The sequence below is a fragment of the Rheinheimera sp. SA_1 genome (genome assembly GCF_001669775.1).
Classification (GTDB): Bacteria; Pseudomonadota; Gammaproteobacteria; order Enterobacterales; family Alteromonadaceae; genus Pararheinheimera.
Map to the genome: position 1 here is coordinate 1,311,383 of NZ_LXWK01000011.1, position 21,327 is coordinate 1,332,709.

The 21,327-nt window shown below is 50.7% G+C and carries 27 protein-coding genes; 9 read left to right on the plus strand and 18 right to left on the minus strand.

Annotated elements, in window-relative coordinates:
- Positions 1–181: 181 nt before the first annotated feature.
- Entirely contained in the window at positions 182–544 is a 363-nt protein-coding gene (locus tag A5320_RS06460; RefSeq protein WP_197490004.1) for a GFA family protein, read from the minus strand.
- A 52-nt stretch (positions 545–596) separates the two neighbouring features.
- Positions 597–1,571, minus strand: coding sequence for a subclass B3 metallo-beta-lactamase (gene bla, locus A5320_RS06465; RefSeq protein WP_082971564.1), 975 nt, complete (start codon positions 1,569–1,571; stop codon positions 597–599).
- Positions 1,572–2,238: 667 nt separating this feature from the next.
- Between bla and A5320_RS06470 the strand changes: the two genes are divergently transcribed.
- From A5320_RS06470 to A5320_RS06500, 7 genes are all read left to right on the plus strand, one after another.
- Positions 2,239–5,142: a TonB-dependent receptor gene (locus A5320_RS06470; protein ID WP_068062411.1), complete on the plus strand. Its 2,904-nt coding sequence runs from the start codon at positions 2,239–2,241 to the stop codon at positions 5,140–5,142.
- A 139-nt stretch (positions 5,143–5,281) separates the two neighbouring features.
- Positions 5,282–6,763 carry a tryptophan halogenase family protein gene (locus A5320_RS06475; protein WP_068062414.1) on the plus strand — a complete coding sequence of 494 codons (1,482 nt, stop codon included), beginning with the start codon at positions 5,282–5,284 and terminating at the stop codon, positions 6,761–6,763.
- A gap of 30 nt (positions 6,764–6,793) precedes the next feature.
- Positions 6,794–8,836, plus strand: a complete 2,043-nt coding sequence (locus A5320_RS06480; RefSeq protein ID WP_082971565.1) for a glycoside hydrolase family 97 protein — start codon at positions 6,794–6,796, stop codon at positions 8,834–8,836.
- Between the two features lie 573 nt (positions 8,837–9,409).
- Positions 9,410–9,973 (plus strand): AraC family transcriptional regulator, encoded by a 564-nt coding sequence (locus A5320_RS06485; RefSeq protein WP_197490005.1) that lies wholly within the window; start codon positions 9,410–9,412, stop codon positions 9,971–9,973.
- A gap of 340 nt (positions 9,974–10,313) precedes the next feature.
- Complete coding sequence (locus A5320_RS06490) at positions 10,314–10,727, plus strand: hypothetical protein (protein WP_068062420.1); 414 nt, start codon at positions 10,314–10,316, stop codon at positions 10,725–10,727.
- Positions 10,728–10,739: 12 nt separating this feature from the next.
- Complete coding sequence (locus A5320_RS06495) at positions 10,740–11,270, plus strand: hypothetical protein (protein WP_068062423.1); 531 nt, start codon at positions 10,740–10,742, stop codon at positions 11,268–11,270.
- 12 nt (positions 11,271–11,282) lie between these two features.
- Positions 11,283–11,519 (plus strand): hypothetical protein, encoded by a 237-nt coding sequence (locus tag A5320_RS06500; protein ID WP_068062425.1) that lies wholly within the window; start codon positions 11,283–11,285, stop codon positions 11,517–11,519.
- 104 nt (positions 11,520–11,623) lie between these two features.
- On the opposite strand, the gene A5320_RS06505 is transcribed toward A5320_RS06500, so the two are convergent.
- The 15 genes from A5320_RS06505 to A5320_RS06575 all read right to left on the minus strand — a co-directional run bounded on the left by A5320_RS06505 (position 11,624) and on the right by A5320_RS06575 (position 17,658).
- Positions 11,624–12,055 (minus strand): hypothetical protein, encoded by a 432-nt coding sequence (locus tag A5320_RS06505; RefSeq protein ID WP_068062428.1) that lies wholly within the window; start codon positions 12,053–12,055, stop codon positions 11,624–11,626.
- Between the two features lie 46 nt (positions 12,056–12,101).
- Positions 12,102–12,359, minus strand: a complete 258-nt coding sequence (locus A5320_RS06510) for a hypothetical protein (protein ID WP_068062431.1) — start codon at positions 12,357–12,359, stop codon at positions 12,102–12,104.
- Between the two features lie 45 nt (positions 12,360–12,404).
- A complete protein-coding gene (locus tag A5320_RS06515; protein ID WP_068062433.1) occupies positions 12,405–12,614 on the minus strand; it encodes a hypothetical protein in 210 nt (69 codons plus the stop codon).
- Between the two features lie 118 nt (positions 12,615–12,732).
- The gene (locus A5320_RS06520; protein WP_068062437.1) at positions 12,733–12,972 is read right to left on the minus strand and encodes a RebB family R body protein; all 240 of its coding nucleotides are present in this window, start codon (positions 12,970–12,972) and stop codon (positions 12,733–12,735) included.
- Positions 12,973–13,003: 31 nt separating this feature from the next.
- Positions 13,004–13,246: a RebB family R body protein gene (locus tag A5320_RS06525; RefSeq protein WP_068062440.1), complete on the minus strand. Its 243-nt coding sequence runs from the start codon at positions 13,244–13,246 to the stop codon at positions 13,004–13,006.
- Positions 13,247–13,302: 56 nt separating this feature from the next.
- The gene (locus tag A5320_RS06530) at positions 13,303–13,533 is read right to left on the minus strand and encodes a RebB family R body protein (RefSeq protein ID WP_068062443.1); all 231 of its coding nucleotides are present in this window, start codon (positions 13,531–13,533) and stop codon (positions 13,303–13,305) included.
- A gap of 41 nt (positions 13,534–13,574) precedes the next feature.
- The gene (locus A5320_RS06535; RefSeq protein ID WP_068062446.1) at positions 13,575–13,805 is read right to left on the minus strand and encodes a RebB family R body protein; all 231 of its coding nucleotides are present in this window, start codon (positions 13,803–13,805) and stop codon (positions 13,575–13,577) included.
- A gap of 296 nt (positions 13,806–14,101) precedes the next feature.
- Positions 14,102–14,686: a hypothetical protein gene (locus A5320_RS06540; protein ID WP_068062450.1), complete on the minus strand. Its 585-nt coding sequence runs from the start codon at positions 14,684–14,686 to the stop codon at positions 14,102–14,104.
- Between the two features lie 11 nt (positions 14,687–14,697).
- Positions 14,698–15,015: a hypothetical protein gene (locus tag A5320_RS06545; protein WP_068062452.1), complete on the minus strand. Its 318-nt coding sequence runs from the start codon at positions 15,013–15,015 to the stop codon at positions 14,698–14,700.
- 3 nt (positions 15,016–15,018) lie between these two features.
- A complete protein-coding gene (locus A5320_RS06550) occupies positions 15,019–15,231 on the minus strand; it encodes a RebB family R body protein (protein WP_068062456.1) in 213 nt (70 codons plus the stop codon).
- A 44-nt stretch (positions 15,232–15,275) separates the two neighbouring features.
- Positions 15,276–15,566, minus strand: a complete 291-nt coding sequence (locus tag A5320_RS06555; RefSeq protein WP_068062459.1) for a hypothetical protein — start codon at positions 15,564–15,566, stop codon at positions 15,276–15,278.
- Positions 15,559–15,951, minus strand: coding sequence for a hypothetical protein (locus A5320_RS06560; protein WP_068062461.1), 393 nt, complete (start codon positions 15,949–15,951; stop codon positions 15,559–15,561). Before A5320_RS06560 ends, A5320_RS06555 begins: the two co-directional genes overlap by 8 nt.
- A gap of 18 nt (positions 15,952–15,969) precedes the next feature.
- Positions 15,970–16,323 (minus strand): hypothetical protein, encoded by a 354-nt coding sequence (locus A5320_RS06565; protein ID WP_068062465.1) that lies wholly within the window; start codon positions 16,321–16,323, stop codon positions 15,970–15,972.
- On the minus strand, positions 16,295–16,660 hold the full coding sequence (locus A5320_RS06570; RefSeq protein WP_068062468.1) for a hypothetical protein: 366 nt from the start codon (positions 16,658–16,660) through the stop codon (positions 16,295–16,297). Before A5320_RS06570 ends, A5320_RS06565 begins: the two co-directional genes overlap by 29 nt.
- Entirely contained in the window at positions 16,657–17,658 is a 1,002-nt protein-coding gene (locus tag A5320_RS06575) for a sigma 54-interacting transcriptional regulator (RefSeq protein WP_068062471.1), read from the minus strand. Before A5320_RS06575 ends, A5320_RS06570 begins: the two co-directional genes overlap by 4 nt.
- A gap of 384 nt (positions 17,659–18,042) precedes the next feature.
- Between A5320_RS06575 and A5320_RS06580 the strand changes: the two genes are divergently transcribed.
- Together A5320_RS06580 and A5320_RS06585 are read left to right on the plus strand one after the other, a co-directional pair.
- Entirely contained in the window at positions 18,043–18,927 is an 885-nt protein-coding gene (locus A5320_RS06580) for a hypothetical protein (protein ID WP_068062474.1), read from the plus strand.
- 105 nt (positions 18,928–19,032) lie between these two features.
- On the plus strand, positions 19,033–20,058 hold the full coding sequence (locus A5320_RS06585) for a hypothetical protein (RefSeq protein ID WP_068062477.1): 1,026 nt from the start codon (positions 19,033–19,035) through the stop codon (positions 20,056–20,058).
- Positions 20,059–20,076: 18 nt separating this feature from the next.
- Here the strand turns inward: A5320_RS06585 and A5320_RS06590 are convergent, their stop codons facing one another.
- Positions 20,077–21,105, minus strand: coding sequence for a GNAT family N-acetyltransferase (locus A5320_RS06590; protein WP_068062480.1), 1,029 nt, complete (start codon positions 21,103–21,105; stop codon positions 20,077–20,079).
- Positions 21,106–21,327 lie beyond the last annotated feature (222 nt).

Here is a 21,327-nt window from a genome sequence, read left to right on the forward strand (position 1 = left end):
TTAAAATTGTTGATAATTATTTGATATATTCTTAATGAATGCACGATATTGGTGCGTTTGGCGGGCTGTAGCTGTGCTGGGTAGCTTGAAGGGTGTGGGGCCTTAAAGAGGTGTGCAGGCATTTATACCAAAACAGCGCTGTGGGTAAAGCTCACTCGCAGCGCCAATTGAATTGGTCACGTCAGACCATTGCTGCACCAATGGTCTGACGCACCGGGATACCGGTTGGATCAAAGTTTTCCAGGCAAAATACGTTAATGCCCAGATTATCAGGCGTGACGCGTTTGCGATGAAAAGGATAAATACCACAGGTTTTGCAGAAAAAGTGCCGCGCGGTATGGGTGTGGAACTGATATTCAGTCAGCGCTGCTTCGCTGGTCAGCAGCCGGAATTTCGATTCGTGTACTTTCACCATCAGTGCATTCTTGCGCCGGCAGATCGAGCAGTCGCAGGTCGTCAGCTCCGGAAAATCGGTTTCAATCTCAAACCGCACCGCGCCACAATGGCAACTGCCCTGATATTTTTGCATTGGACGACTGCTCATTGTGTTTTGCTCCTTCTGCTCACTTCATATCAGAAATTAGGTAAAACTGGATTTATTGGTTCGGGCTTTGCTCTTTCAGCAACCGTTGATCCAGTTTGATACTAGCTTTGGCTGCGTAATCGCGACAAGCATCTGCATTCACTAACGCTGTAGCTGCGCCTTGTTTGGCGTCCAGCCGTGGCCATAAATTGCTGGCCGATGGATGTGGCGTCAGCAGAATATCGCACGGCAAAGTCGCAATATACTTTAAGCCAGCACGAAAGGCCGCCAGATAACCCGGATGTGCCTGATCGTCACTGTACTTATACACATCATCCGAAATTGCGGTCAGACTGTCGACATAAGCCAGCTGCTGACAATTGCCTTTGTCGCAGGACGTCCAGGTCCAGCTGGTGCTGCCTGGGGTATGACCCGGCGTAGCATGGGCGGTTAATTCCAGCGCGCCGGTGCGTAACACCTGACCATGTGCGATCCGCTGCACCGCCGCAACAGGCGCCATCGCATCCAGTTCTAAAAATTGTGGGTCAAGCCGGGTTGCATTACCACTTTCCAGCACTTCAGCTGCTGGCGCCCGCGCGTACACAGTACCGCCAGTTACCTGCTGCAAATAGGCGATACCACCGGCATGATCGTGATGTTCGTGTGAAATAAGCAAAGTACGGACATCAGAGAGCTTAAACCCAAGCGCCTGAATATTTGCTGCGATAAGCGGGTCACCTTTTTCGGTCGCGCCATCAATCAACACATGACCCTGATCGGACGTAATCAAAATGGCGGTGATGCCACAGGTGCCGACATACCAGCTATTGCCAAAGATGTTACGTGGTGTTGCCGGATCGTTCCAGCCAGCATCGGCTGCGCATACTGTTGCAGCTGAATTTGTTGCCGCTGCAGTTGGCACAGCTACAGCAGTGGTTGGTTTGCTCTGCAGCGCGCTACATCCGGCGAATCCGATACTTGCAGCAGCGCTCAGTGAAATAGCCGCGATACCTTGCAGTATGCGACTGTGCTGGTTTGAATGGTTCATTGCTTATTCCTTTAAAGAGACCGTTAGACAGTGCGTCAATTCCACCTTGGTTTGCGACAGGTTAAATGAACGACGCAGAGGGCAAACAGCTTACCGGAATATCGTCCCGACTCAACACCTTGGGCAGGATAGTTTTACCAATCCAAATATCTGCGTCCACGGTCGCCAGCCTTAAGCTGGCACCCTCTGGTGTCCTTATGCCAGCAACATGGTTGCAGCGTCGACACAACCATAGCAGCCACCTCCATCCATCTAAAAAGTGATTATTTTATGCACAGGCTTGACTATTCTTTAAATCAGCAGTAAAACGATTAAGAGACAGGGTAAAGACTACAATTATAAAAAAGTAACGGACAACACCAGAGCGATGCTCCAGAGCTTCAAAGCGGAGTACATTCTTGGCGTTGTTTTTTTTAAACTCAAACTTAAACGATTAAGTTTTGTTTTAAGTTGAGATTTAGAAGTTCAGCACTAGTGACCCGGCAGCCAGGTAATTTCGTATCTGCTGTTGCTGGCAAAAACGTTGTGGTTGAACCATGCTTTTGCCCCTGATCTTGCGACAAATTATTACGAAATTTATACCCTCAATCATTGAGGTTGCAGGTAGGCGGCAACTTCAAGGATGTCGGGTAAATAACAAACAGCGTAAGTCGATAAGGACAACAGGATGATGAACACACAACTATTTAAACCCGCATTACTGTCGATTGCGATTTCCAGCGCAATTTTCTCTGGCCACAGCATGGCGCAACAAGCCGTGATTGATGGTGAAGAAGTTGAAGTGATTGCCGTAAAAGGCATTCGCGGATCCTTGATCCGCTCGCAAGCCGAAAAAATGGACAGCTCGTCCATTACCGAATCTATTTCTGCTGAAGACATCGGAAAACTGCCCGACTCTTCCATCGCCGAATCGCTGTCGCGTTTACCAGGCCTGGCCGGTGAGCGGGTTGGCGGCCGCACTTCAGGAATTTCAGTGCGTGGTTTTAAAGAAGATTTTACCGGCACTTCACTTAATGGTCGTGAACTGATTGGCATCGGCGACAACCGTGGCGTCGAATACGATTTATACCCATCAGAAATTATGACCGGCGCTACCATCTACAAAACTTCCGATGCGACGCTGATGGTGCAAGGTATTGGCGGTACTGTCGATTTAAAAACCGCCCGGCCGCTTCAAGCGAAAGAAACTTTAACCCTGAACGGCAGTTATGAATCTGGCAGTCAGGGTTCTGACAACCCGGAATTTGATGCCAAAGGCAAAAGGTTTGCGCTGTCGTTTGTCGAAAAATTTGCTGACGATACCATCGGCTTAGCCGTGGCTGCTGCCACGACAGAGTCGCCAAACAACCAGCGTAAATATGGCGTTTGGGGCTACAGCACCAACGATGCAGGTCAGGTGTTACCAAGTGGTCTGGATATTCAATCGATCAGCACCAAGCTGGAACGCGATACCATTTCTGCAGTGTTGCAGTACCAGCCAAATGACAAAGTGAACTTTGTGTTCGACGCACTGAAAATCGATTATGCAGATTCGGGTGTACTCCGTGGTTTTATCGAGCCGTTTTCATCGGCCAATGTCACTGGCAGCGGCAATACTGCCAAAGGCACCCAAATTAACGCCAACCCGGTACTGCGCACCGATCCGCTGCAAAAAGATGGCGACCTCGAAGCATTTGGTCTGAACATCGAATATCAACTGAATGACGACTGGCAAGTGATGCTGGATGTGGCGAATAGCCAATCGAGTAAACGTGATTTACGCGGTGAATCTTATGCCGGCCTCGCGCGTTCAGGCGCTTTAACCAATGCCCAGTTAGGTTCACGTCAATTCCAGATGAGCCAAAACGGTATTTTCTTCACTGGTTTGACTGGCTTAGGTGCTTTTGCCGATCCCAATGCCTTACAACTGACCGGGCCGCAAGTCTGGGGCGGCAGTCTGGCTAGTTTAGCCAGCCAGTTCCAAACCAACGTGCTGCAAGCTTCCGGCACACCGTACAGCTTTTTAAATGCGCAAGACGGCTTTATGAATTACGCCGATTTCAGTGAAGAGCTGACCACAGCGCGACTGGAATTCCAGGGCAATATTGAACTGGGTGTATTCACCAAATTCACCGCCGGCGTCAATTACAGCGACCGCTTTAAAGATAAAATTAACAAAGGCTTTTTCGCCACGTCGACCGCTTACCCATTTTCAACTGCGATCCCGGAAAAATACCGGCTGGGTCTGGCCGATTTAAGTTGGGCTGGCCTAGGCCAGGTCGTGGCTTACGATGGTTTTGCACCTTATTTTGATGGTACTTACAAGCTGAATGATGCAGGTTTGCTGGAACCGGATCGCTTGGGTGACACTTATGACGTGAATGAAGAAGTGATGACCCTGTATGTCAAAACTGACTTCGACACTGAGCTTTCTGGCTTGCCGGTACTGGGTAATATTGGTCTGCAATATGTCGATACCGATCAAACATCCTCAGGTTTTATTGGCGTAGTTGGGCCGAATTTTAAAGTCTGTGATGATGACAACAACAACCAGACCGACAGCCGTTGTCTGGTAGAGTCTGGCGCCAGTTACAGCCATGTGCTGCCAAGTCTGAACGTCAGTATTGAAGTGCTGGATAATACTTTTGTTCGCGCCGCCGCCAACAAAACTATCAGCCGGGCCCGTATCGATCAGATGAAAGCGTCTGGCTTTGTAAAGTTTGACCAAAACATTGATTTAATTACTATTCCAAACAGTCAGGCCGCGGTGCAAACCTATGGTTCGCCCTGGTCAAAATTTGCCGGTAACCCAGAGTTAAGACCGCTGGAATCGAACAACTTCGATTTATCCTTTGAGAAGTATTTTGAAACTGAAGGTTATATTTCACTGGCAGTGTTTTACAAAGACTTAGTGAACTGGACCCGTGACGGCAATGCACTGATCGATTTCACCAACGATCCAGGCAATGGCGGCGCCAACTATTACATCCCTAACTTCCACAACCGGGTGATTGATACCGCTGGCAATTATGGTCCACTGGATAGGCCGTACAATGTTGGTGATGTGGCTACGCCACCAAATTACGGTTTTTCTTCGTTTTTTGAAGATGGCCTCACCGGTAAAGTCAAAGGCACCGAGCTCACCACCAACCTGCCGCTGAGCGTAGTACACGATATGCTGGAAGGTTTTGGCGTTGCAGCTTCAGCCACCTTAATTGATGCCAAACTGCAGGATGGCGCCGGTATTCCCGGTCAGTCGGACAAGGTTTTTGCCTTGACCGCCTACTATGAACGCAACGGTTTTGAGGTACGGCTGGCCGGGACTGACCGCTCGGATTTCCTGACTTATCAACGCGGTGGTTCGAATAAAATCGAAACAGCTAACCGCAAAGGTGTGCGGTTACTGGATGCGCAAATCAGCTATGATTTTGCCGAAAGTGATATCGATTATCTGAAAGGTCTGCGCGTGTCCTTGCAAGGCAGCAACCTGACCGATGTTGATGAAGAAACCGTCGATGCCAATGGCATAGTGACCTTACGCCGGCAGTTTGGCCCAACCTATATGCTGAACTTTAATTACTCGTTTTATTGAGTAGTTTATCCGGCCCAGCCGTGATATTCACCTGTTGAACAGGATCTCATCATGCTGCGGTAATTGGTCGCACTGATCGATAGCAGATGATGAGATCTTCTTTTACGAAAGCCCGACAATTTGAAATCAGGGTAATCTGATGATAAAAAAAGTTGTGATTGCCGGCGGCGGCACTGCCGGCTGGATGGCAGCCGCTTTATTAAAAAAAGTGCTGCAACAGCAAATCGACGTCGAGCTGGTTGAATCCGACGATATCGGCATTATTGGCGTTGGTGAAGCAACCATTCCGCCTATACAGGTGTTTAATCAATATCTTGGCTTGGATGAAGCGGAGTTTTTACGCGAAACCAAAGCCACCATTAAACTCGCGATTAAATTTGAAAACTGGAGAACCCAGGGCGAAAGTTATTACCACACCTTTGGCGCTCCGGGCGCGCAATTAGGCTTTTGCCCGTTCCAGCATTATTGGTTACAGGCGAAAAAGGCTGGCCTTACCCAGTCGTTATGGGATTTTGACCTGAATTTCCTCTGCGCCGAGCAAGGCAAATTTAACATTATCAAAACCCCGAACCCGCTGTACGAAATGCCCTATGCCTATCATTTTGATTCTGGTTTATATGGCCGCTATTTACGCAAAATCGCCGAAAAATCTGGTGTGGTGCGCACTGAGGGGTTGATTGAGCTGGTGCAACAAGATGCGATCAGCGGCCATATCCGCAGTTTGCATTTGAAAGACGGCAGGCAAATCCACGGTGATTTATTTATCGACTGTACCGGATTACGCGCGTTATTGGTCCGAAAAACCTTAGGCGTGGCGTTTGAAGACTGGAGCCATTATTTACCGGCCAACAGCGCCATCGCAGTACCTAGCGAACGCTTCGCCCAAACCTTGCCTTATACCCGCAGCATTGCGCATAAAGCCGGTTGGCAGTGGCGTATTCCGCTAACCCACCGCAATGGTAACGGCTTGGTGTATTGCTCGGATTATTTATCCGACGATGAAGCCCATCACACCTTGATGGGAAATCTCGATGCAAATGCTTTGGCCGAGCCGCGCAAAATCTCATTTCAAACCGGCCGCACCACCGAGCAATGGTGCAAAAATGTGGTATCCATTGGGCTGTCTTCTGGTTTTCTCGAACCGCTGGAATCGACCAGCATCCATTTAATCCAGTCGGGTATTGTGCGGCTACTCAAAATGTTTCCGCATCAGCAGATTTCGCAAACGGTGATTGACTATTACAACGCTGATTCCAAACAGGAATTTGAGACCATCCGCGACTTTATTGTGCTGCACTACCATGTCAATCAACGTGATGATTCTAAGTTCTGGCGCGATATGCGCCACATGGCAATCCCACCACGACTGGCTGAGAAAATCGCGTTATTTCAGCAAACTGCCGCCATTTTTAATGATCAGAATGACATTTTCCGCGACGCCTCCTGGCTGCAGGTGATGCTGGGCCAGGGCATCCAGCCCCTGGAGCATCACCCAGCGGCGAAAGCTGTGCCGGACGCGCAACTGTTGCAAACACTGCAGAAAATCCGTGACGCCAAACAACAACCGCTGGCACAGATGCTGTCGCATGATGAATTTCTCCTGCGCTATACCAAGCAATAACCAGCTTCTGCTTTGATGAAGGACTATAAGATGACCCGATTTTTACCAATCCTTTTATTGGTGATGGCTGGCTATTGCAGCGGCTGCTGGGCTGCCAACACAACGGCCAACACCAGTGACGCCCCACAACAATGGCAGCTGCAATCGCCGGATCAAGCGCTAACGCTGACCTTAACTCTGAACCAGCAGGCTTTCAGTTATCAGCTGAATTTTAAAGGTCGACCGGTGTTAAAACCCTCTCATTTGGGCATGGCGTTTAAAGATCAATCGCCGCTGCAAGCTGGACTTAAAGTGCTGAAAGTGACACCACGTACCTCAAATAGCAGCTGGCAACCGGTGTGGGGACAACGGGCGACTATTGTTGATCACTTTGCCGAATTGGTAGTGGATGCTATTGAAACAGGCGATAAACCACGGCAACTGCAACTAGTTTTTCGCGCATACAACGACGGTATTGCCTTTCGTTATCATCTGCCGGCGCAGCCGCATTTAAACAAAGTAGTGATTAGCAATGAACTGACCGAATTTGCTTTTGCCCGCAACTTTAAAGCCTGGTGGATCCCGGCTTACCGTGACCTGAGTTTTGAGTATCAGTATTTGAATTCGGCGCTTAGCTCAATTGATGTGGCGCATACGCCGCTGACGTTGACCGATGAAGGCATCGCGGTTGCGGTGCATGAAGCAGCACTGCTGAATTATGCCTCGATGACGCTGCGTAATATCACTGACAATCACATCACCCTGACCGCCGATTTAGTACCCTGGGCCAATGGCGATAAGGTCTATACCCAGACTCCCTTTAACACCCCCTGGCGCACCATTCAGGTGGCGGACTCAGAAGTGGCGTTGCTTAATTCAGATCTGATCCTGAACCTAAACGAGCCACCGGCGAAAGATGTCGAGCTTGGTTATATCAAACCTGGCAAATACATCGGCATCTGGTGGGAAATGCATATTGGTCAGAAAGACTGGTCACCCGGCCCTATCCAAGGTGCTACGACAGAACGCGCGCTGCAATATATTGATTTTGCCAGCCAACATGATATCGACGGCGTGTTAGTTGAAGGCTGGAACCAAGGCTGGGAAGGTCAGTGGTGGCAACGTCCGCCGACTTTTAACTTCACTAAAGCTGTAGCTGGTTTTGATATCAACAAGGTCGCCGCCTACGCCAAAGCAAAAGGCGTGCGGTTGATCGGTCATCATGAAACCGCGGCCGGCGTGCAGTATTACGAACAACAAATGGATGAAGCTTTTAAGCTTTATCAACAGCTTGGCGTGACTTCGGTAAAAATGGGTTATGTCGGTAAGCGGATTGACCAAAACCAGTGGCACGACGGCCAATATATGGTGCAGCATTTCCAGCGACTCACTGAAACTGCGGCGCGCCACGGCGTGATGGTGAACGCGCATGAAACGGTGAAGGATACCGGCCTGAGCCGCACCTATCCGAATTTAATGACGCGCGAAAGTGTGCGTGGCATGGAGTACAACGGCGGCAGTCCAGATAGCGGTAACCTGCCAAACCACACGGTGATTATCCCCTTTACCCGGGGTTTGGCAGGCCCTATCGACTTTACCCCGGGGATTTTTAATTTTAATTATCAACAACATCGTCCGAACAATAGAGTTCCTTCGACGCTGGCCAATCAGTTAGCGCTGTACGTTACTTTATATAGCCCGCTGCAAATGGCTGCCGATTTACCAGAGAATTATCAGGGACATCCTGCCTTTGCCTTTATCGACGCGGTACCAACCGACTGGCAACAAAGCAAAGCGCTACAAGGGAAAATTGGTGAGTATCTGGTCATTGCCCGGCAGGATAAACACTCAGAAAACTGGTACTTAGGCGCCACCAGTAATGAACAAGCGCGGGAGCTGACGGTGAAACTGGATTTCCTCAAGCCTGGCCAAAGTTATCAGATGATTAGCTACGTAGATGCCCCGGACGCTCACTGGGAAACCAAGCCGATGGCCTATCAGATCACTAACAGTACGGTGAAAGCCGGTAGCAAGATAAAGCTGAAACTGCAGCCCGGCGGTGGCGCGGCGATAGAGTTAATTCCGGTACTGTAGACAAGAAAAAGGTCGGTAAATATCTGCTATTTACCGACCTTATTTATGAATTGCCCCGCAATGACAAACACAATAAACCCACCACGTTTTTGCCACAGCCAAAAAGCATTCACCGGCAGCTATCTTGCGGCCTTTGTTTTGAACGTCGTTCCGTATAAAAAATAGGCAATGGTTCTAACAGCTTAAGAAAATATATCAAGTTTTCATCACAAAAATATAAAGCGCCATTCTGTGGCTTTTGCCAACAATTGTGCTGCTACAGCTGTAACTGTCGAACCATATTATGTTTCAGCCTCAGTGAAAGACGACAAATATGCTGCAGATCATTCTGCCGGCGACTTGTTTTGCCACTAAAGCACAAAAATAAAACACTCAAACATCACATTGTTAATTATTGTATAAACATTTTGTAATAAACAGAGGGTACATTGATGATTAATGACACTTTAATTCTGGTTTTCATTTCAAACAATCCACAACAATTGATGCCATTATGGCAAGTTCTGACCAAAGAATATCAATGCATGGTCACCGACAGTATGCACAATGTTGAATTACACAGTCTCAAAAAAAATGACTGTATTTATCATCGAAGAAGAAAGTAGCTTTATTCTGGCGCAACAGCTGCTGGCAGAGTGCCTTCAGGCATCGGCCATTATTCATCTGCACAGTCACACGTTCCGCTTAACCGGCCCGCTGGAGCGCGCGTCGATTGAACAATTTATGCAGGTCTATCAAAAAATATTATTACCACTCCCGCAACAACACCTCAATGTTTCCTCTTGCAATGCGCCGCCACTCAGTCGCAAACACAAAGTGCTGGTGGAAAAAACCTGCCTTTACATTCAACAGCATCTGGAGCAACCGCTGACGCTAAGCTCGATCAGTAAAGCGATGAATACCAATCGCAACAGTTTAGCCAAAGCATTTAAAAAGGAGCTAAATATCGGGGTATCCGCCTGGTTGCGCGCACAGCGGATGCAGAAGGCCCGGCAACTGTTGGTCGATACCACCTTAAGTATTCAGGAAATCTCTGCACGGCTGGGCTATCCGCTGCAGGCCAATTTTTCCACCTCTTTCAAAAGTCTGTTTAATCAGACTCCGAAACAAATCCGCCAGGATCTCAATGATGTTTAGAGCACCATATATACTCAAAATCATTGAAGATTCGGGTAGGCGGCCAACAGCCCCGGAATCTTCAAGGATGAAGGGGATAGTGGTCAGATCGCGCCACGGCGTGTGCGCCACTGGCCGGTTTACACCACCGGTCTGCACAGCGCCCCCCGGATCGCCGACTGCCTGGTGCATAACCGGCGCAGTAGCAACGCAATTCCGATGCAGTTTTGCAGGTGCCGGGGGCACAGGCAGCAACCCTGGGGGATTGGCACGTATCTGGCTTCTGTTCTGGCTTTTACGGCGCAGTTTTATACCCGTCATCCTTGAAGATACGGGTAAATGCGCTGACAGCGGAGGTTTTATGCAGATAGATCCGATCCTCGTGATCAGCTTAATCAAGCAATGCAATGCGGATGCCCAAAGCGCCGAGCTGCTACTGCACTGGCTGAAGCAGGCCAACTTGTTGTGTTGCCAGAGCCACGGCGACGCCGTATCCGCGCCATTAGTCCGGCGGTTAACTGCAGAACTCGGTCCCATTTTGCAGGCGTTGGCGGATCTGAGCGGCGATCCGGCACAACAGGCGGCATGTCAGCAGCTATTCAGTCAGATTGTGCTGTTTTACCGCGACCTGAACCGTTACGACGGCGATTCCGGGCCAAGGCAAACCACCGCTGCAAAGTCTGTTAGCTGCCTACCGGCGCTGGATAGCGGCACAAATGGCACCACAGCAACGGTGCCTGTGGACAGCGCGCAAAGCTATAACCGATATGACTAACAGGAATTAAAAATGGCAGCCACCCCTTTGAATACAATTAATTTTCTGAGCCTGAATGTGCTGTTACAACAAACGCTGGCCTTTGCAACGGACAACCCCTATCAGCAAAGACCGCTCAGCCCTGCCCGGCTGGAGGCATTTGGCGCACAGATGCAGCAACTGTTTATTTTCAGCGAGCGCTGGCAGTTGCTGCCAGAACACATCAGCCTGTCGCAGGCTGAGCAGGTGGCTGCTTTATATCCAGACACCCAAAGTGCTCTGATTGATTTATTGTACAGCTGTCCGCAGCCCTCCGAAGCAGAGCACTGGTTCGATTATCAGCGGGAGTTCCGGGCCCGCACCCAGCAAATCAACGACCTTAGCCGTTTGCTGTGCTGGCACCAGCAGTTGTATCAGCAATTGCTAAGCCACTTCCCGCAGCTGCCGCTGCCGGACACCACCCCAACGAGCAACTCCGATGCTGCAACAGCCTCCATCACTGAAGCCGCAAGCGAGCCATCTGCGACCAACTTAGCGCCGGTGTTGCCCGCGCTGCTGCTGTAACAGGCGCTGGTGATGGCATCCGATAAACAGGTGGCAGTATTTGATCGTTTTGGCTGGTACTGGCAACCTGCCAACTGGTTACAGCAGATGTCGCCACAGGACGCAGTCACCGCCACCCGGCAGGCCATTGATTTATCGGCAATAACCGAGGTACTACAATCAGAGGCGGTCCAACAGCAACAACGGGCGGCAGCAAAACGTAGTGTGATGCAGCATCTGCTGGATTCACTGGAACAGCAGCGGTTTTAAACAAGCAACGGCAGCCAGCAGCAGACACAACCAGCCAAGCCGGGCTAATATGTTGCCGCCTGGCCGGGCACGCCTGCCACTGAGTCCGCGTTTCACTAAGGAGGTTAAGATTGCTCCGGCTTGGCCGGTGGGGATAAAAAATAACTGAATACCCTTCCCGGCAGCGAATGTTTGCCAGGGCCCGGCGCACCGGCCGCCGCAGCTTGCGGGGGCGGATTATTCTCCGCGCGGGTTTGGACGCTGGCCTTGCTAACTCCACCGGCAAAGGCTTTGATCACATCAGACTCTTCATTCCCCATGCTCAGACGTGCCGCATTGACCACCTCACTGTATTGTTTACTCAGCGTGGGATTTTGCAGCCACTTAGCATAAGCAACTCCCATGGCCACCATGTTCACCGTGTTCTGATTACGGTATGCATCCACTTCGTTTTGTGCCGCCAGCGCGATCGACTGGGCAATCGACGCGCCGGCGGCCTCTTCCGCCGTCAGGCCCAGCTTCGAACTTGGTGGCGTTTGCTGTTTTGATTCAGTCATATGCGGTTCTCATTGGTTAGTGGCTGTCGCGATTTCCCGGCGGATGTCAGCCTGGGTTTGCCATCTGCATTTTGACCTGGGCCAGAAATTCGCTCAGGGTGTTCAGACCATCTGCATCAATACTGCTTTGCAGACAGCTGCCGGCCTTCAGCGGTTCTGTCGGACCGATCTGTACGGACAGCAACAAGCGATTTTGTTGCCGACTGAAATCAATGGACCATTGCGCCTGCGCATTGTTGGCAGTCTGGTCAAATGACGCTTTGAGACAATTAAATATCTCGGCGGCTGGTGGTGTCGTGGGCATAGCAGACTCCTGAAATCACAAATGAATACATAGGTCCGGATCGGTCTATGAACTCAGAATTTTGTTACAAACCTGCACCATCGCCGAATTAGCCAGCGTCTGTGCCGCATATTGGTTTGAGGTGTTATTTAGCATCGTCAATGAGGTGGCGTTGACCAACGCCCCCAGCGACAGCGTCTGCAGAGTTTCATTACTCTGACTTTGCACTTCGTCATTGATGGCAACTGAGCTTTTGATGTAATCGGTGTCGGACATAATAGATACCTGTCTGATGGTCATCCGTTGAGCCACAGCGCAAACAGATGTGCGGGTCAGGATAAATGCCTCCTGAAAAACGCCCGCCACGGGCGCTTTTCAAAGAGTGCAGCTTTGGTTACTTGTTCTGGGCAAACAACTTGGTGACACCCAAAGTGGTCGCCGCCTGGTATGCCACGTTGGCCTGCTGCTGCGCATACACCGCATTGGCCGCCGCCATCGCCACTGAATTGCCAATGGTCTGGTACAAACTACCCATCGCCATCGCTGGTGCTTCGGCCAGTACTTTGGTATTGGCAATCGTGACTGCATCAATAATGGCGCCATTGACTGCTGTTGGTTGAGATGTGCTACTCATCGTGTTCTCCTTTTACACTGATAAAACCCGGTTATTTGTTATCTGCGAACAGCTTGGTCACACCAAGGGTGCTGGCGGCCTGATAGCCGACATTGGCCTGCTGCTGCGCGTACACTGCGTTTGCCGCGGCCATTGCCACTGAATTGCCAATGGTCTGGTATAAACTACCCATCGCCATCGCCGGCGCTTCGGCCAGCACTTTGGTATTGGCGGTCACTATTGAATCGACAACAGCGCCGTTGACCGCTGTTGGCTGAGCTGGAGCATTTGACATATTGCATTCTCCTGAAGTGGCTTCCGCCTACTTACTGGTGGTTGAATCGTTGTTGATCACTTATTCTGACTGAACAATTTAGTGATCCCTAAGGTACCGGCAGACTGAGAGGTGACCCAGCCCTGTTGCTGGGCATAGACGGCGTTTGCCGCTGCCATCGCCACAGAATTGCCAATCGTCTGATACAAATTTCCCATTGCCATCGCCGGAGCAACAGCAACGACTGACGCGTTAGAGCCGGCGACCGCATCAACGATGGCTCCGTTAACTTCACATGGTTGTGACATGAGCTAATCTCCCGATGGACGAGACTGAAACCACCGCGTGGTTACGAGTTTTGTGCGAACAGTTTGGTCACCCCAAGGGTGGTCGAAGCCTGATACACCACATTGGCCTGTTGCTGGGCATAAACCGCATTGGCCGCCGCCATGGCAACAGAATTCCCGATAGTCTGATACAAACTGCCCATCGCCATTGCGGGGGCTTCAGCCAGAACTTTAGTATTGGTAATAGTGACAGAGTCGACGACCGCGCCATTTACAAGTTGTGCACTGGACATAATCTTTCTCCATGGTTTTTGAACCGCTAGGACATTGTTTTCGAATCCGTTTTCAGGGACTCTGCCTTAACAGTGCATTGGCTGTGCCAGTGAAAAAACTGCAACTAAAATACATATCCATTTGTTTTATATGTATTTTTAAATTTAATTGTGGCAGTAAAACTATCTGGTGACACCAAGCAGCGGTTCATTTCATCCACTTCAGAAATTTCGGCGGTCTGATCCGGCTACCGGGCAATGGCCGGTCGAAAAATCGTACTCAACCACGCTACGCTGGATCTAAAGCACCGAACAGTTTAAAAAATCGGCAGCAGCCGGACATAACGCGCGGGCAGCGGGAAACCGACGATCTGGCTGCCGCCGGGGGTTTGCTGAAAATGCTGATGCACAAAGATGGCGGCCAGATTCGGATTGGTCAGGGTGCTGACAATGGCAAGATCATGCTGTGCCTGAGCCATGGCGACGATATTGCCAAGCGTTTCGGCTATCAGGCGATCGGCGTAATGCATTGCCTGTTGTGGCCACAGCGGACTGAACAAACCAAAGTCCGCCGGTAAGATGTTCAGATAAGTCAGATAAAGGACGTGGTCACGGCGCATCAGCACCAGTTCAGAGCAGATCGATTGGTCTGGCAGTATCAGCTGTTGCCAGTACCAGGGCAGATCCGATGGCAGAGGTGTGGATTGCAGCGCGCTGGTATTGCCGGACGATAACGGCGGCTGATATGGCGTCAGCCAGTCGCTTTGCATATCGCGGTAGATGCGGGGCCGCTGTTGCTGTAACAGCGTCAGCTGGGCTGTAATACGACTGCCCAGCGTCAACTGTAAATCCTGTTCAAGCCGGGCTTTGGGCAACAGGCTTTGGCTGGTCAGCAAACTCATACCCGGGTGGCTCAGTCCCCGGCGTACATCTGCCGGATCGCCTGCAGCTCAGCGGATTCTAGCGACGGCTCTGTATTCGGCTGCGGTGCCGGTTCTGTCGCGTCTACCGCGGCAAATAACTGTTCCTGCTGCGCATACAGCTGGCCGACATATTGTTGCATCTGCGTAGCAGATAAAACGCCTGGTTCGCTAATCACATTGGGGAAAACCAACGCCACCGGCTGCACAGGCTGCATATCAAACAGCGCCAGCGCTTGTTGCAATAAGTCCTGGCCACTGGCGACTGTCTGCTGCGCTACTGCATTTTCGGGTTTATCCGGCTGCATCATGGTTTAGCGCCAGCTATGCAACACGCCGGCTACGGCCGTCGCCTGATGCGTGATGTTGGCCTGTTGTTGGGCAAATACCTGATTCAGCGTCGCCAGACCGATGTTATATGCCAGCTGCTGATACTGGCTGCCCATGGCCATCGCTGGCGCCATCCCCACGGTCAGCGCGTTGACCAGTGCAACACTTTGCACCACGGCGTGATTCATCTCTGTCATATATTCTCCTTGTTTTCAGGTGGTTGCGCGGGCAGCGGTTCCAATCAATCCGGTTTCAGATCCGTCAGGACGCCTGCACCGACTGTGCCCACTTTTGCCAGGTTTTCCACCGCAAAAGTGATGGTTTTGGTGGCATTTTCGATAATGTCTTTGTACGCCGTATTTCCTGGTTCGGCCAGCCAGGCGGCCGACGCCACACCGATGACTGTGGTCTCAATCGTATTTAGATTTCGCATTAGATCGACTGCACTTTGTACTGCGAGCGCAATGGACTGATTCACCGACGGCTGGATCAGTTGCTGGGCAGAACTGGTCGCATTATTGCTTTCACTCATCGCCCTGTGCTCCCTCGCTGTCTGCGCTTTGTACCTGCTGCGCCATCGTCGTATCCACTTGCTGTAAAAATGCCTGCATATAAGCCAGCGTGACCGTCGGTTGATTCACATCAGCCGGCAGCAGCGTCACAGCTTGCAGCGCCTTGAGATAAGCGGCATCAGCTTCCAGCACGGCAATCACTGCCAGCCCATTGGCAGCGACCGGCTGTTGCAGACTGTCCAGCGCGGCCTGCATGGCGTTAAAAGTGTCGGCGGCCTGGTTTTGCTGGGTTTTCACCGCACCTTGTAACGCTTTGCTGACATCAATAAATGCGCGAAATGCCTTCAGCTCATCCGCTGCAAACCGGGCTGCGGCTTCTGCGATCGCGGCAACTGACACACTCATATGCAGACTCCACAGTAGTTAACCATAGCGGCTGTACTGGTCCAATTGCTGCTGCAAGGACTGCCGCATCTGTTCAAAACGCGCGTGCACCTCCTGAAAATAAGAGGTGTGACCGCCCAGCGCATTGCTGTGCAGGCTTTGCAGAAACACCGCCTGGGCCTCGGCTGCCCAGTCCGGCCATACGGACTGCATGATGTTGCTGTCAATAAAAAACACCTGCTGCGCCGTGGGATCTGTCGCAGTGCCTGCCGCCGCATCCGACGACGTCGCCTCCAGCGGCCCGTCAAATGCTGTGGCACTGATCGGCTGACATTCGTAGTCACCATCAGCAGTTTTCACCGCATCAAACAGCTGGACCGGTTTTGTCATCATCACTCCCTCCTCGCTGTGGACCAGGCGTAGCCAGCACACTGTTCATCGTCGTGTGGATCCGCTGCAGCAACAGGTCCATGTTGCCAATATTGCCCTGCTGCAACTGCAACACACCAGCCAGCGCCAATGTACTGCCTGCTGCGCTGCCTTCTTCACTGCTAAGCGTTGCGGGCGCGGCCACCGGCTGTTGATCTTGCAACTGCTGTACCATCTGGCTGAGCTTGTGTTGCTGCTCAAGCATCAGTTGTGCCAGTTGCTGGCTGGAATCAGTTTTCAGTTGTTGCAGTTGTTGACGGGCGGCATCTGCCGGTGCCATGGGTTGAACGGTCTGGCTCATAGCATGACCTCGTGCGCCGCACCGCCGCGGGTCTGGATTTGCGCCAGCCGGCGCTCAATCACTTTACGATGCACCCCCAGCAGCCGCGCCGCTTCTGTCTTATTGCCATTGCTGCGTTCGACCGCTTGGGCAATCAGCGCGTCATAAATGGTTTTCAGTTTGTTGTTGACCGGCATTTCAATAATTTCCTGCGCCACCCGCACCGCCCAGTCGACATGTTCTTCACACATCGCCAGTTGCTGGATGCTTTGCGCAGTTACTTCAGGTCCATCTGCCAGTACCGCCAGCTTGTCGACACAATTCTTCAGCTGCCGGATGTTGCCGGGCCAGTCAGCGAACTGCAGCAATTTCAGCGCACAGCCACTGAAACGGATCCGGTTGCTCAGGCGGGCAAAATACTGCGCCAGCAGCGGAATATCATCCCGCCGCTGCTGCAGCGCCGGGACCGTGATCTCAAACAGATTGATCCGATACCATAAGTCTTCGCGGAACAGCCGTTGCTGCACCTGCTCGGCCAGATTGACATGCGAAGCGCTGATGACCCGTCCGGTAAATGCTTCGGTTTCACTGCTACCGATCCGGCTGAACTGGCGGCTTTCCAGCACCCGTAATAATTTGGCCTGGTGGATCAACGGCAGTTCGGCGATCTCATCCAGGAACAGCGTGCCGAAATTGGCCTGATAAAAAAAACCTTGTTGCTTTTTGTCGGCACCGGTAAAGGCACCTTTTTCGTGGCCGAAAAACAGCGATTCAAATAAATTCTCCGGAATAGCGCCACAGTTCACGCTGACAATGCGCCCCAACCGGCCACTTTTCTGGTGAATGGCCTGGGCGATCAGATCTTTGCCGGTACCGGTTTCGCCATGCAGGAACACAGCCCCGTCACTGAGCGCAATTTTCGCCAAATACGCCGCCAGCGTTTTCATCGCTTTATTCTGGCTGATGACACCCGGCAATACCTCCGAACATATCGTGGTTAAATCATTTGCAGCATTCACTCAGGGCTCTCCGTGTCCAAATGAAAATGATGCTAGCACCGCCGTGCAATGTACCGCTTTTGAATTCATCTTTATTTTTTTTGAATTTGTCACTAATTCAAATTAAGTTTCAGCGCATGAACAGACTAAATCATCCAGTACACTGCTATACATGGACAATTCCGTCCACATAAAAAACACTCACCGCAACAATAGCCCGCCACCACAACTACATACAATGCTAGCGCTAGCCACAAACAAAACACAAACATCTGATTACATTGAAAATCAATAATAATCATAGGATAAATGCTATATGCCAGACACACTGGCAGACTTTTTGCCTTCATTGATCTGTGCATCGCAGTCTGACGATTAAAATACCCTTATCATTTGGAGACCATCATGAAGAAATATATCTGCAGCCCGCTCAGTGACATGGCCACACTGTTTGACAATGTATTTGGTGCAAACTTTACCAGGGCTGTGATCAGCGCAGAAAAACCCAAAACCAGAGAATGGATCCAGCCATTTTTTTCCAACCGGACTGACGCGCTGATATTCCAGGATATTTTGATCGGCAGGTTATCTATTGATGACAACTCGGTTGACAAGCTTGATACCGAGCTGATGACCAGTGATATGTATTACAAAATTTCGCTGGCGGTACTAAACAAACTGCGCAAGGACACTGAAACTTTTCTGGCAGAATCAGCACCGCAAATGAAGCTGGAAGGCAACGAATGTACCTTATTAATCTGTGGGTTAGGTAATGCCGGCGTCCCTTTGCTGTATAACGGTGTGAACCAGTGGCTGGACAGCACGCAGATAGCAAAGTACCTGGACTCTCTGCAAATCGAGGATCCGGCCACATTGAAGCTGTATCTGACCAGCAATGCCAGCGCAGCCTCGAAACAGTACACCTATGCCAATATGGAGCAGCTGCGTGAGCAGTTCAGCAACAACCCCGAATCGCAGAATGCACTTTTACTATTGACGATTGGCACGCAAGGCAGCCTGGCGGCTGAACTGCAAAAAGCTCTGCTGAACAAAAGCGTGGCGACTAAACACGATTTTTCCACCACAGAAGTCTATGGCTATTTATTCCCTTGCCTGACACAAGGTGTTGAATGCTATGGCATTGATCTGGAGTCACAAAGTCTGACCGATTACAAATCTCTTAGCATGACGGCGATGGTCAGCGTGTATACCAAAAACCGCCAGTATTACCAGCAAATTCCAATCCGGCGTAGCCTGACCAAGGTCAAGATGACCCCTCCCAGCCTATGAATCTGCCCATTCCGGCCGTTTTTTTTCAGCTCGGCGGTGAAGCACTGGTTTTGCAGAATTTATCGCAGGATCAGTCGCCTCCAGCATTCAACATCGAGGGATATCATGAGCGAAGGCAGCAGAACAATTTATGACCAGATCAAAGACAGAATACAAAGCGGTAGCAATTCGCTGACTGTTTACAAGAATGTGCTGATTGAACAACGCCGGATATATGGCGACCTTGCATTAAATAAAGTTTTATATGGGCATGATTGTGCTTACGATTTCATAAAACATAAAAACATTGAAAATGCATACTTTTTCATGCGACCAAAATATCGTGTTGAAAATTTTATTTTTGACCAATTTTCCAAGCTGACCCGACCAGCCATTTATTACACTGGAAGCGGCGTTGGCGTTATAATGGATAAAGTAGTTGGCTGCACCTACCGCTCAGCACACCCAGCTAATATATTAACTATTTTTCAAAATCCGGATCTAACCAGAAGATACTTCGCTCAGCGCAAAGCGCTTTATCAGACATATTATAATGCAATCAACTTTAACAGCATTTTAAGTACCGGCTGGAGTTTTCAAAAGATCTGGCTACACCAGATGAAACAATCCTTTGCTGTCCAAAAATATATCTGGAATAACACAATAACCTCACAGTACACAATCATGCAGCCGAATATGCTGATTTTGGATAAGTCAAAGCAGCTGGCCGGTGGCTATTGCGATGTAATTACCGACCGGTTTGCAGAGATTGTTGGTTGGGTTGGCATCGGCGTGCTCGCCTTTACGCTACCGAAATCTGTCCGCACCAACACCAAGGTCGCCACTCAACTCTGGTCATCCAGGTTGTTTGTTAATTACCTGCCGTTTATGTTTCGCATACCAACCACGATGTTCGTGATCAAACCGCCGGTGAAAATATTTTATAACCCTCGTGTGTTCGCCGGCTTACTGCTCTACAAGTATCTGACTGGACTGGGCCAAAGAATTGAGGCTTCGCTCGAGCTTCAGCAGAACGAGCCGGAGATCCACCGGTTGCTGGTGAGCCAAGACCGCGATACTTACGCCGCCTCGGGCGCCAATGACCTGACAACTTCATTGAAGAAACCAAAAAGTAATGGCTTGAATTCATAACAGTAAAGCCGCCACAGCTCACAGTGGCGGCAACTCTGCCAGATCAATCCCAGAATTCATCTGCTGTAACAAAAGACTAAGGTTACGGTGATGAGTGGCGCGACTTTGTGCAGCCCCCAGATAATAAAACACTTCAGTGTCGGCTGGTGGCAATGCCCGCAGCGCCAGCCGCTGAAATCCCAACTTGCTGATAGCCTTATTGGAAACCAGATTGTAATTAAACACTTTGGCATAACAGCAATCCATCCCCAAATGCTGCCGACCCAGCTGCATTAACAGGTCAACAGCCGCCGGACCAAAACCCTGGCCCTGAAAATCTGCGCCGAGCCAGTAATAGAAAAAACCAATACCATCAAATACCTGCAAACTGACCGAACCGATAAAACCATAATCGGCATGCATCACCGCAAACAGATGGCGTGCCGGCTCCTGCTGGCACAGGTATAACCAGGTCATCCAGTGTTCTGCGGATGGAAAAACCGGCAGATTACAGAGCCGGCCAATGTTTGGATCGGCGTATTGCCAGATAAAATCAGCTACATGATGAAACTGCAGCGGCGTCAGACTGACAGGCCCCTGCAGCAAAGCTTCAACCGGATACGGCTGTTGATGCAGCAATTGCTGCAGTGCTTGTCGCATCGGCTGTAGCCACTGGGCAGCAGCGCCTGTGGCCGGCGGCTGCTCTAACATGCAAAGTGCCTGGGTAAACTGACCAAACTGAATCGCTGGCCGCACTTGTTCTGGCGGGGTGGGAAGCCACAAGCCCCGCTGCTGCATGGTCTGCAGCAACGGCCAGTCACACAGGTAATGCGCCAGTGCCGCCAGTTTGTCCGCATCTGTGGCGGATACCACAACCGCCGGATCTGCCAGTGTCGCTCTTGCAGCACGCATCACTGCCAGGCGCTGCTGAGGCTGCACTGCCGCATGCGGCAGCTGACACAATTGGCGCAACGACAAGCTTGGCAGAGGCTCATCAACTGCAATGCGATGGCTGCCCTGTGGGTTGATGGTGCTGGTAAATGGATTGGTGTGCTGAGTCAAAGACATAAAACATCCCTGCCTGGTAAGTGGCGTTATTATTGGCGTCAGGCAAGAAGAGCAACGGCTATGCCAGTGCGCTGATGACTATGAAAGCCGCCATCAGCCAGCGCTGTCGCAGCAATCAGTAGCATTGGGGTCAAGATGTGGTCTCAATGATAGAGGCGTCATAGCCCGGACTCAGCCACAGCGCCACAAAACACTGGCTGAAACCGACCAGCGCAAACCTGA

Excerpts from the sequence above, each read along its gene's own strand:
- A5320_RS06515 (WP_068062433.1), bottom strand. The coding sequence starts at position 12,614 with ATGTCCGACACCGATTACATCAAAAGCTCAGTTGCCATCAATGACGAA.
- A5320_RS06485 (WP_197490005.1), top strand. The coding sequence starts at position 9,410 with ATGACTGTATTTATCATCGAAGAAGAAAGTAGCTTTATTCTGGCGCAA.
- A5320_RS06540 (WP_068062450.1), bottom strand. The coding sequence starts at position 14,686 with ATGAGTTTGCTGACCAGCCAAAGCCTGTTGCCCAAAGCCCGGCTTGAA.
- A5320_RS06560 (WP_068062461.1), bottom strand. The coding sequence starts at position 15,951 with ATGAGTGTGTCAGTTGCCGCGATCGCAGAAGCCGCAGCCCGGTTTGCA.
- A5320_RS06590 (WP_068062480.1), bottom strand. The coding sequence starts at position 21,105 with ATGTCTTTGACTCAGCACACCAATCCATTTACCAGCACCATCAACCCA.
- A5320_RS06510 (WP_068062431.1), bottom strand. The coding sequence starts at position 12,359 with ATGCCCACGACACCACCAGCCGCCGAGATATTTAATTGTCTCAAAGCG.
- A5320_RS06505 (WP_068062428.1), bottom strand. The coding sequence starts at position 12,055 with ATGACTGAATCAAAACAGCAAACGCCACCAAGTTCGAAGCTGGGCCTG.
- A5320_RS06520 (WP_068062437.1), bottom strand. The coding sequence starts at position 12,972 with ATGAGTAGCACATCTCAACCAACAGCAGTCAATGGCGCCATTATTGAT.
- A5320_RS06570 (WP_068062468.1), bottom strand. The coding sequence starts at position 16,660 with ATGAGCCAGACCGTTCAACCCATGGCACCGGCAGATGCCGCCCGTCAA.
- A5320_RS06500 (WP_068062425.1), top strand. The coding sequence starts at position 11,283 with ATGGCATCCGATAAACAGGTGGCAGTATTTGATCGTTTTGGCTGGTAC.
- A5320_RS06475 (WP_068062414.1), top strand. The coding sequence starts at position 5,282 with ATGATAAAAAAAGTTGTGATTGCCGGCGGCGGCACTGCCGGCTGGATG.
- A5320_RS06580 (WP_068062474.1), top strand. The coding sequence starts at position 18,043 with ATGAAGAAATATATCTGCAGCCCGCTCAGTGACATGGCCACACTGTTT.
- A5320_RS06585 (WP_068062477.1), top strand. The coding sequence starts at position 19,033 with ATGAGCGAAGGCAGCAGAACAATTTATGACCAGATCAAAGACAGAATA.
- A5320_RS06495 (WP_068062423.1), top strand. The coding sequence starts at position 10,740 with ATGGCAGCCACCCCTTTGAATACAATTAATTTTCTGAGCCTGAATGTG.
- A5320_RS06550 (WP_068062456.1), bottom strand. The coding sequence starts at position 15,231 with ATGACAGAGATGAATCACGCCGTGGTGCAAAGTGTTGCACTGGTCAAC.
- A5320_RS06470 (WP_068062411.1), top strand. The coding sequence starts at position 2,239 with ATGATGAACACACAACTATTTAAACCCGCATTACTGTCGATTGCGATT.
- bla (WP_082971564.1), bottom strand. The coding sequence starts at position 1,571 with ATGAACCATTCAAACCAGCACAGTCGCATACTGCAAGGTATCGCGGCT.
- A5320_RS06480 (WP_082971565.1), top strand. The coding sequence starts at position 6,794 with ATGACCCGATTTTTACCAATCCTTTTATTGGTGATGGCTGGCTATTGC.
- A5320_RS06565 (WP_068062465.1), bottom strand. The coding sequence starts at position 16,323 with ATGATGACAAAACCGGTCCAGCTGTTTGATGCGGTGAAAACTGCTGAT.
- A5320_RS06490 (WP_068062420.1), top strand. The coding sequence starts at position 10,314 with ATGCAGATAGATCCGATCCTCGTGATCAGCTTAATCAAGCAATGCAAT.
- A5320_RS06460 (WP_197490004.1), bottom strand. The coding sequence starts at position 544 with ATGAGCAGTCGTCCAATGCAAAAATATCAGGGCAGTTGCCATTGTGGC.
- A5320_RS06525 (WP_068062440.1), bottom strand. The coding sequence starts at position 13,246 with ATGTCAAATGCTCCAGCTCAGCCAACAGCGGTCAACGGCGCTGTTGTC.
- A5320_RS06545 (WP_068062452.1), bottom strand. The coding sequence starts at position 15,015 with ATGATGCAGCCGGATAAACCCGAAAATGCAGTAGCGCAGCAGACAGTC.
- A5320_RS06530 (WP_068062443.1), bottom strand. The coding sequence starts at position 13,533 with ATGTCACAACCATGTGAAGTTAACGGAGCCATCGTTGATGCGGTCGCC.
- A5320_RS06535 (WP_068062446.1), bottom strand. The coding sequence starts at position 13,805 with ATGTCCAGTGCACAACTTGTAAATGGCGCGGTCGTCGACTCTGTCACT.
- A5320_RS06555 (WP_068062459.1), bottom strand. The coding sequence starts at position 15,566 with ATGAGTGAAAGCAATAATGCGACCAGTTCTGCCCAGCAACTGATCCAG.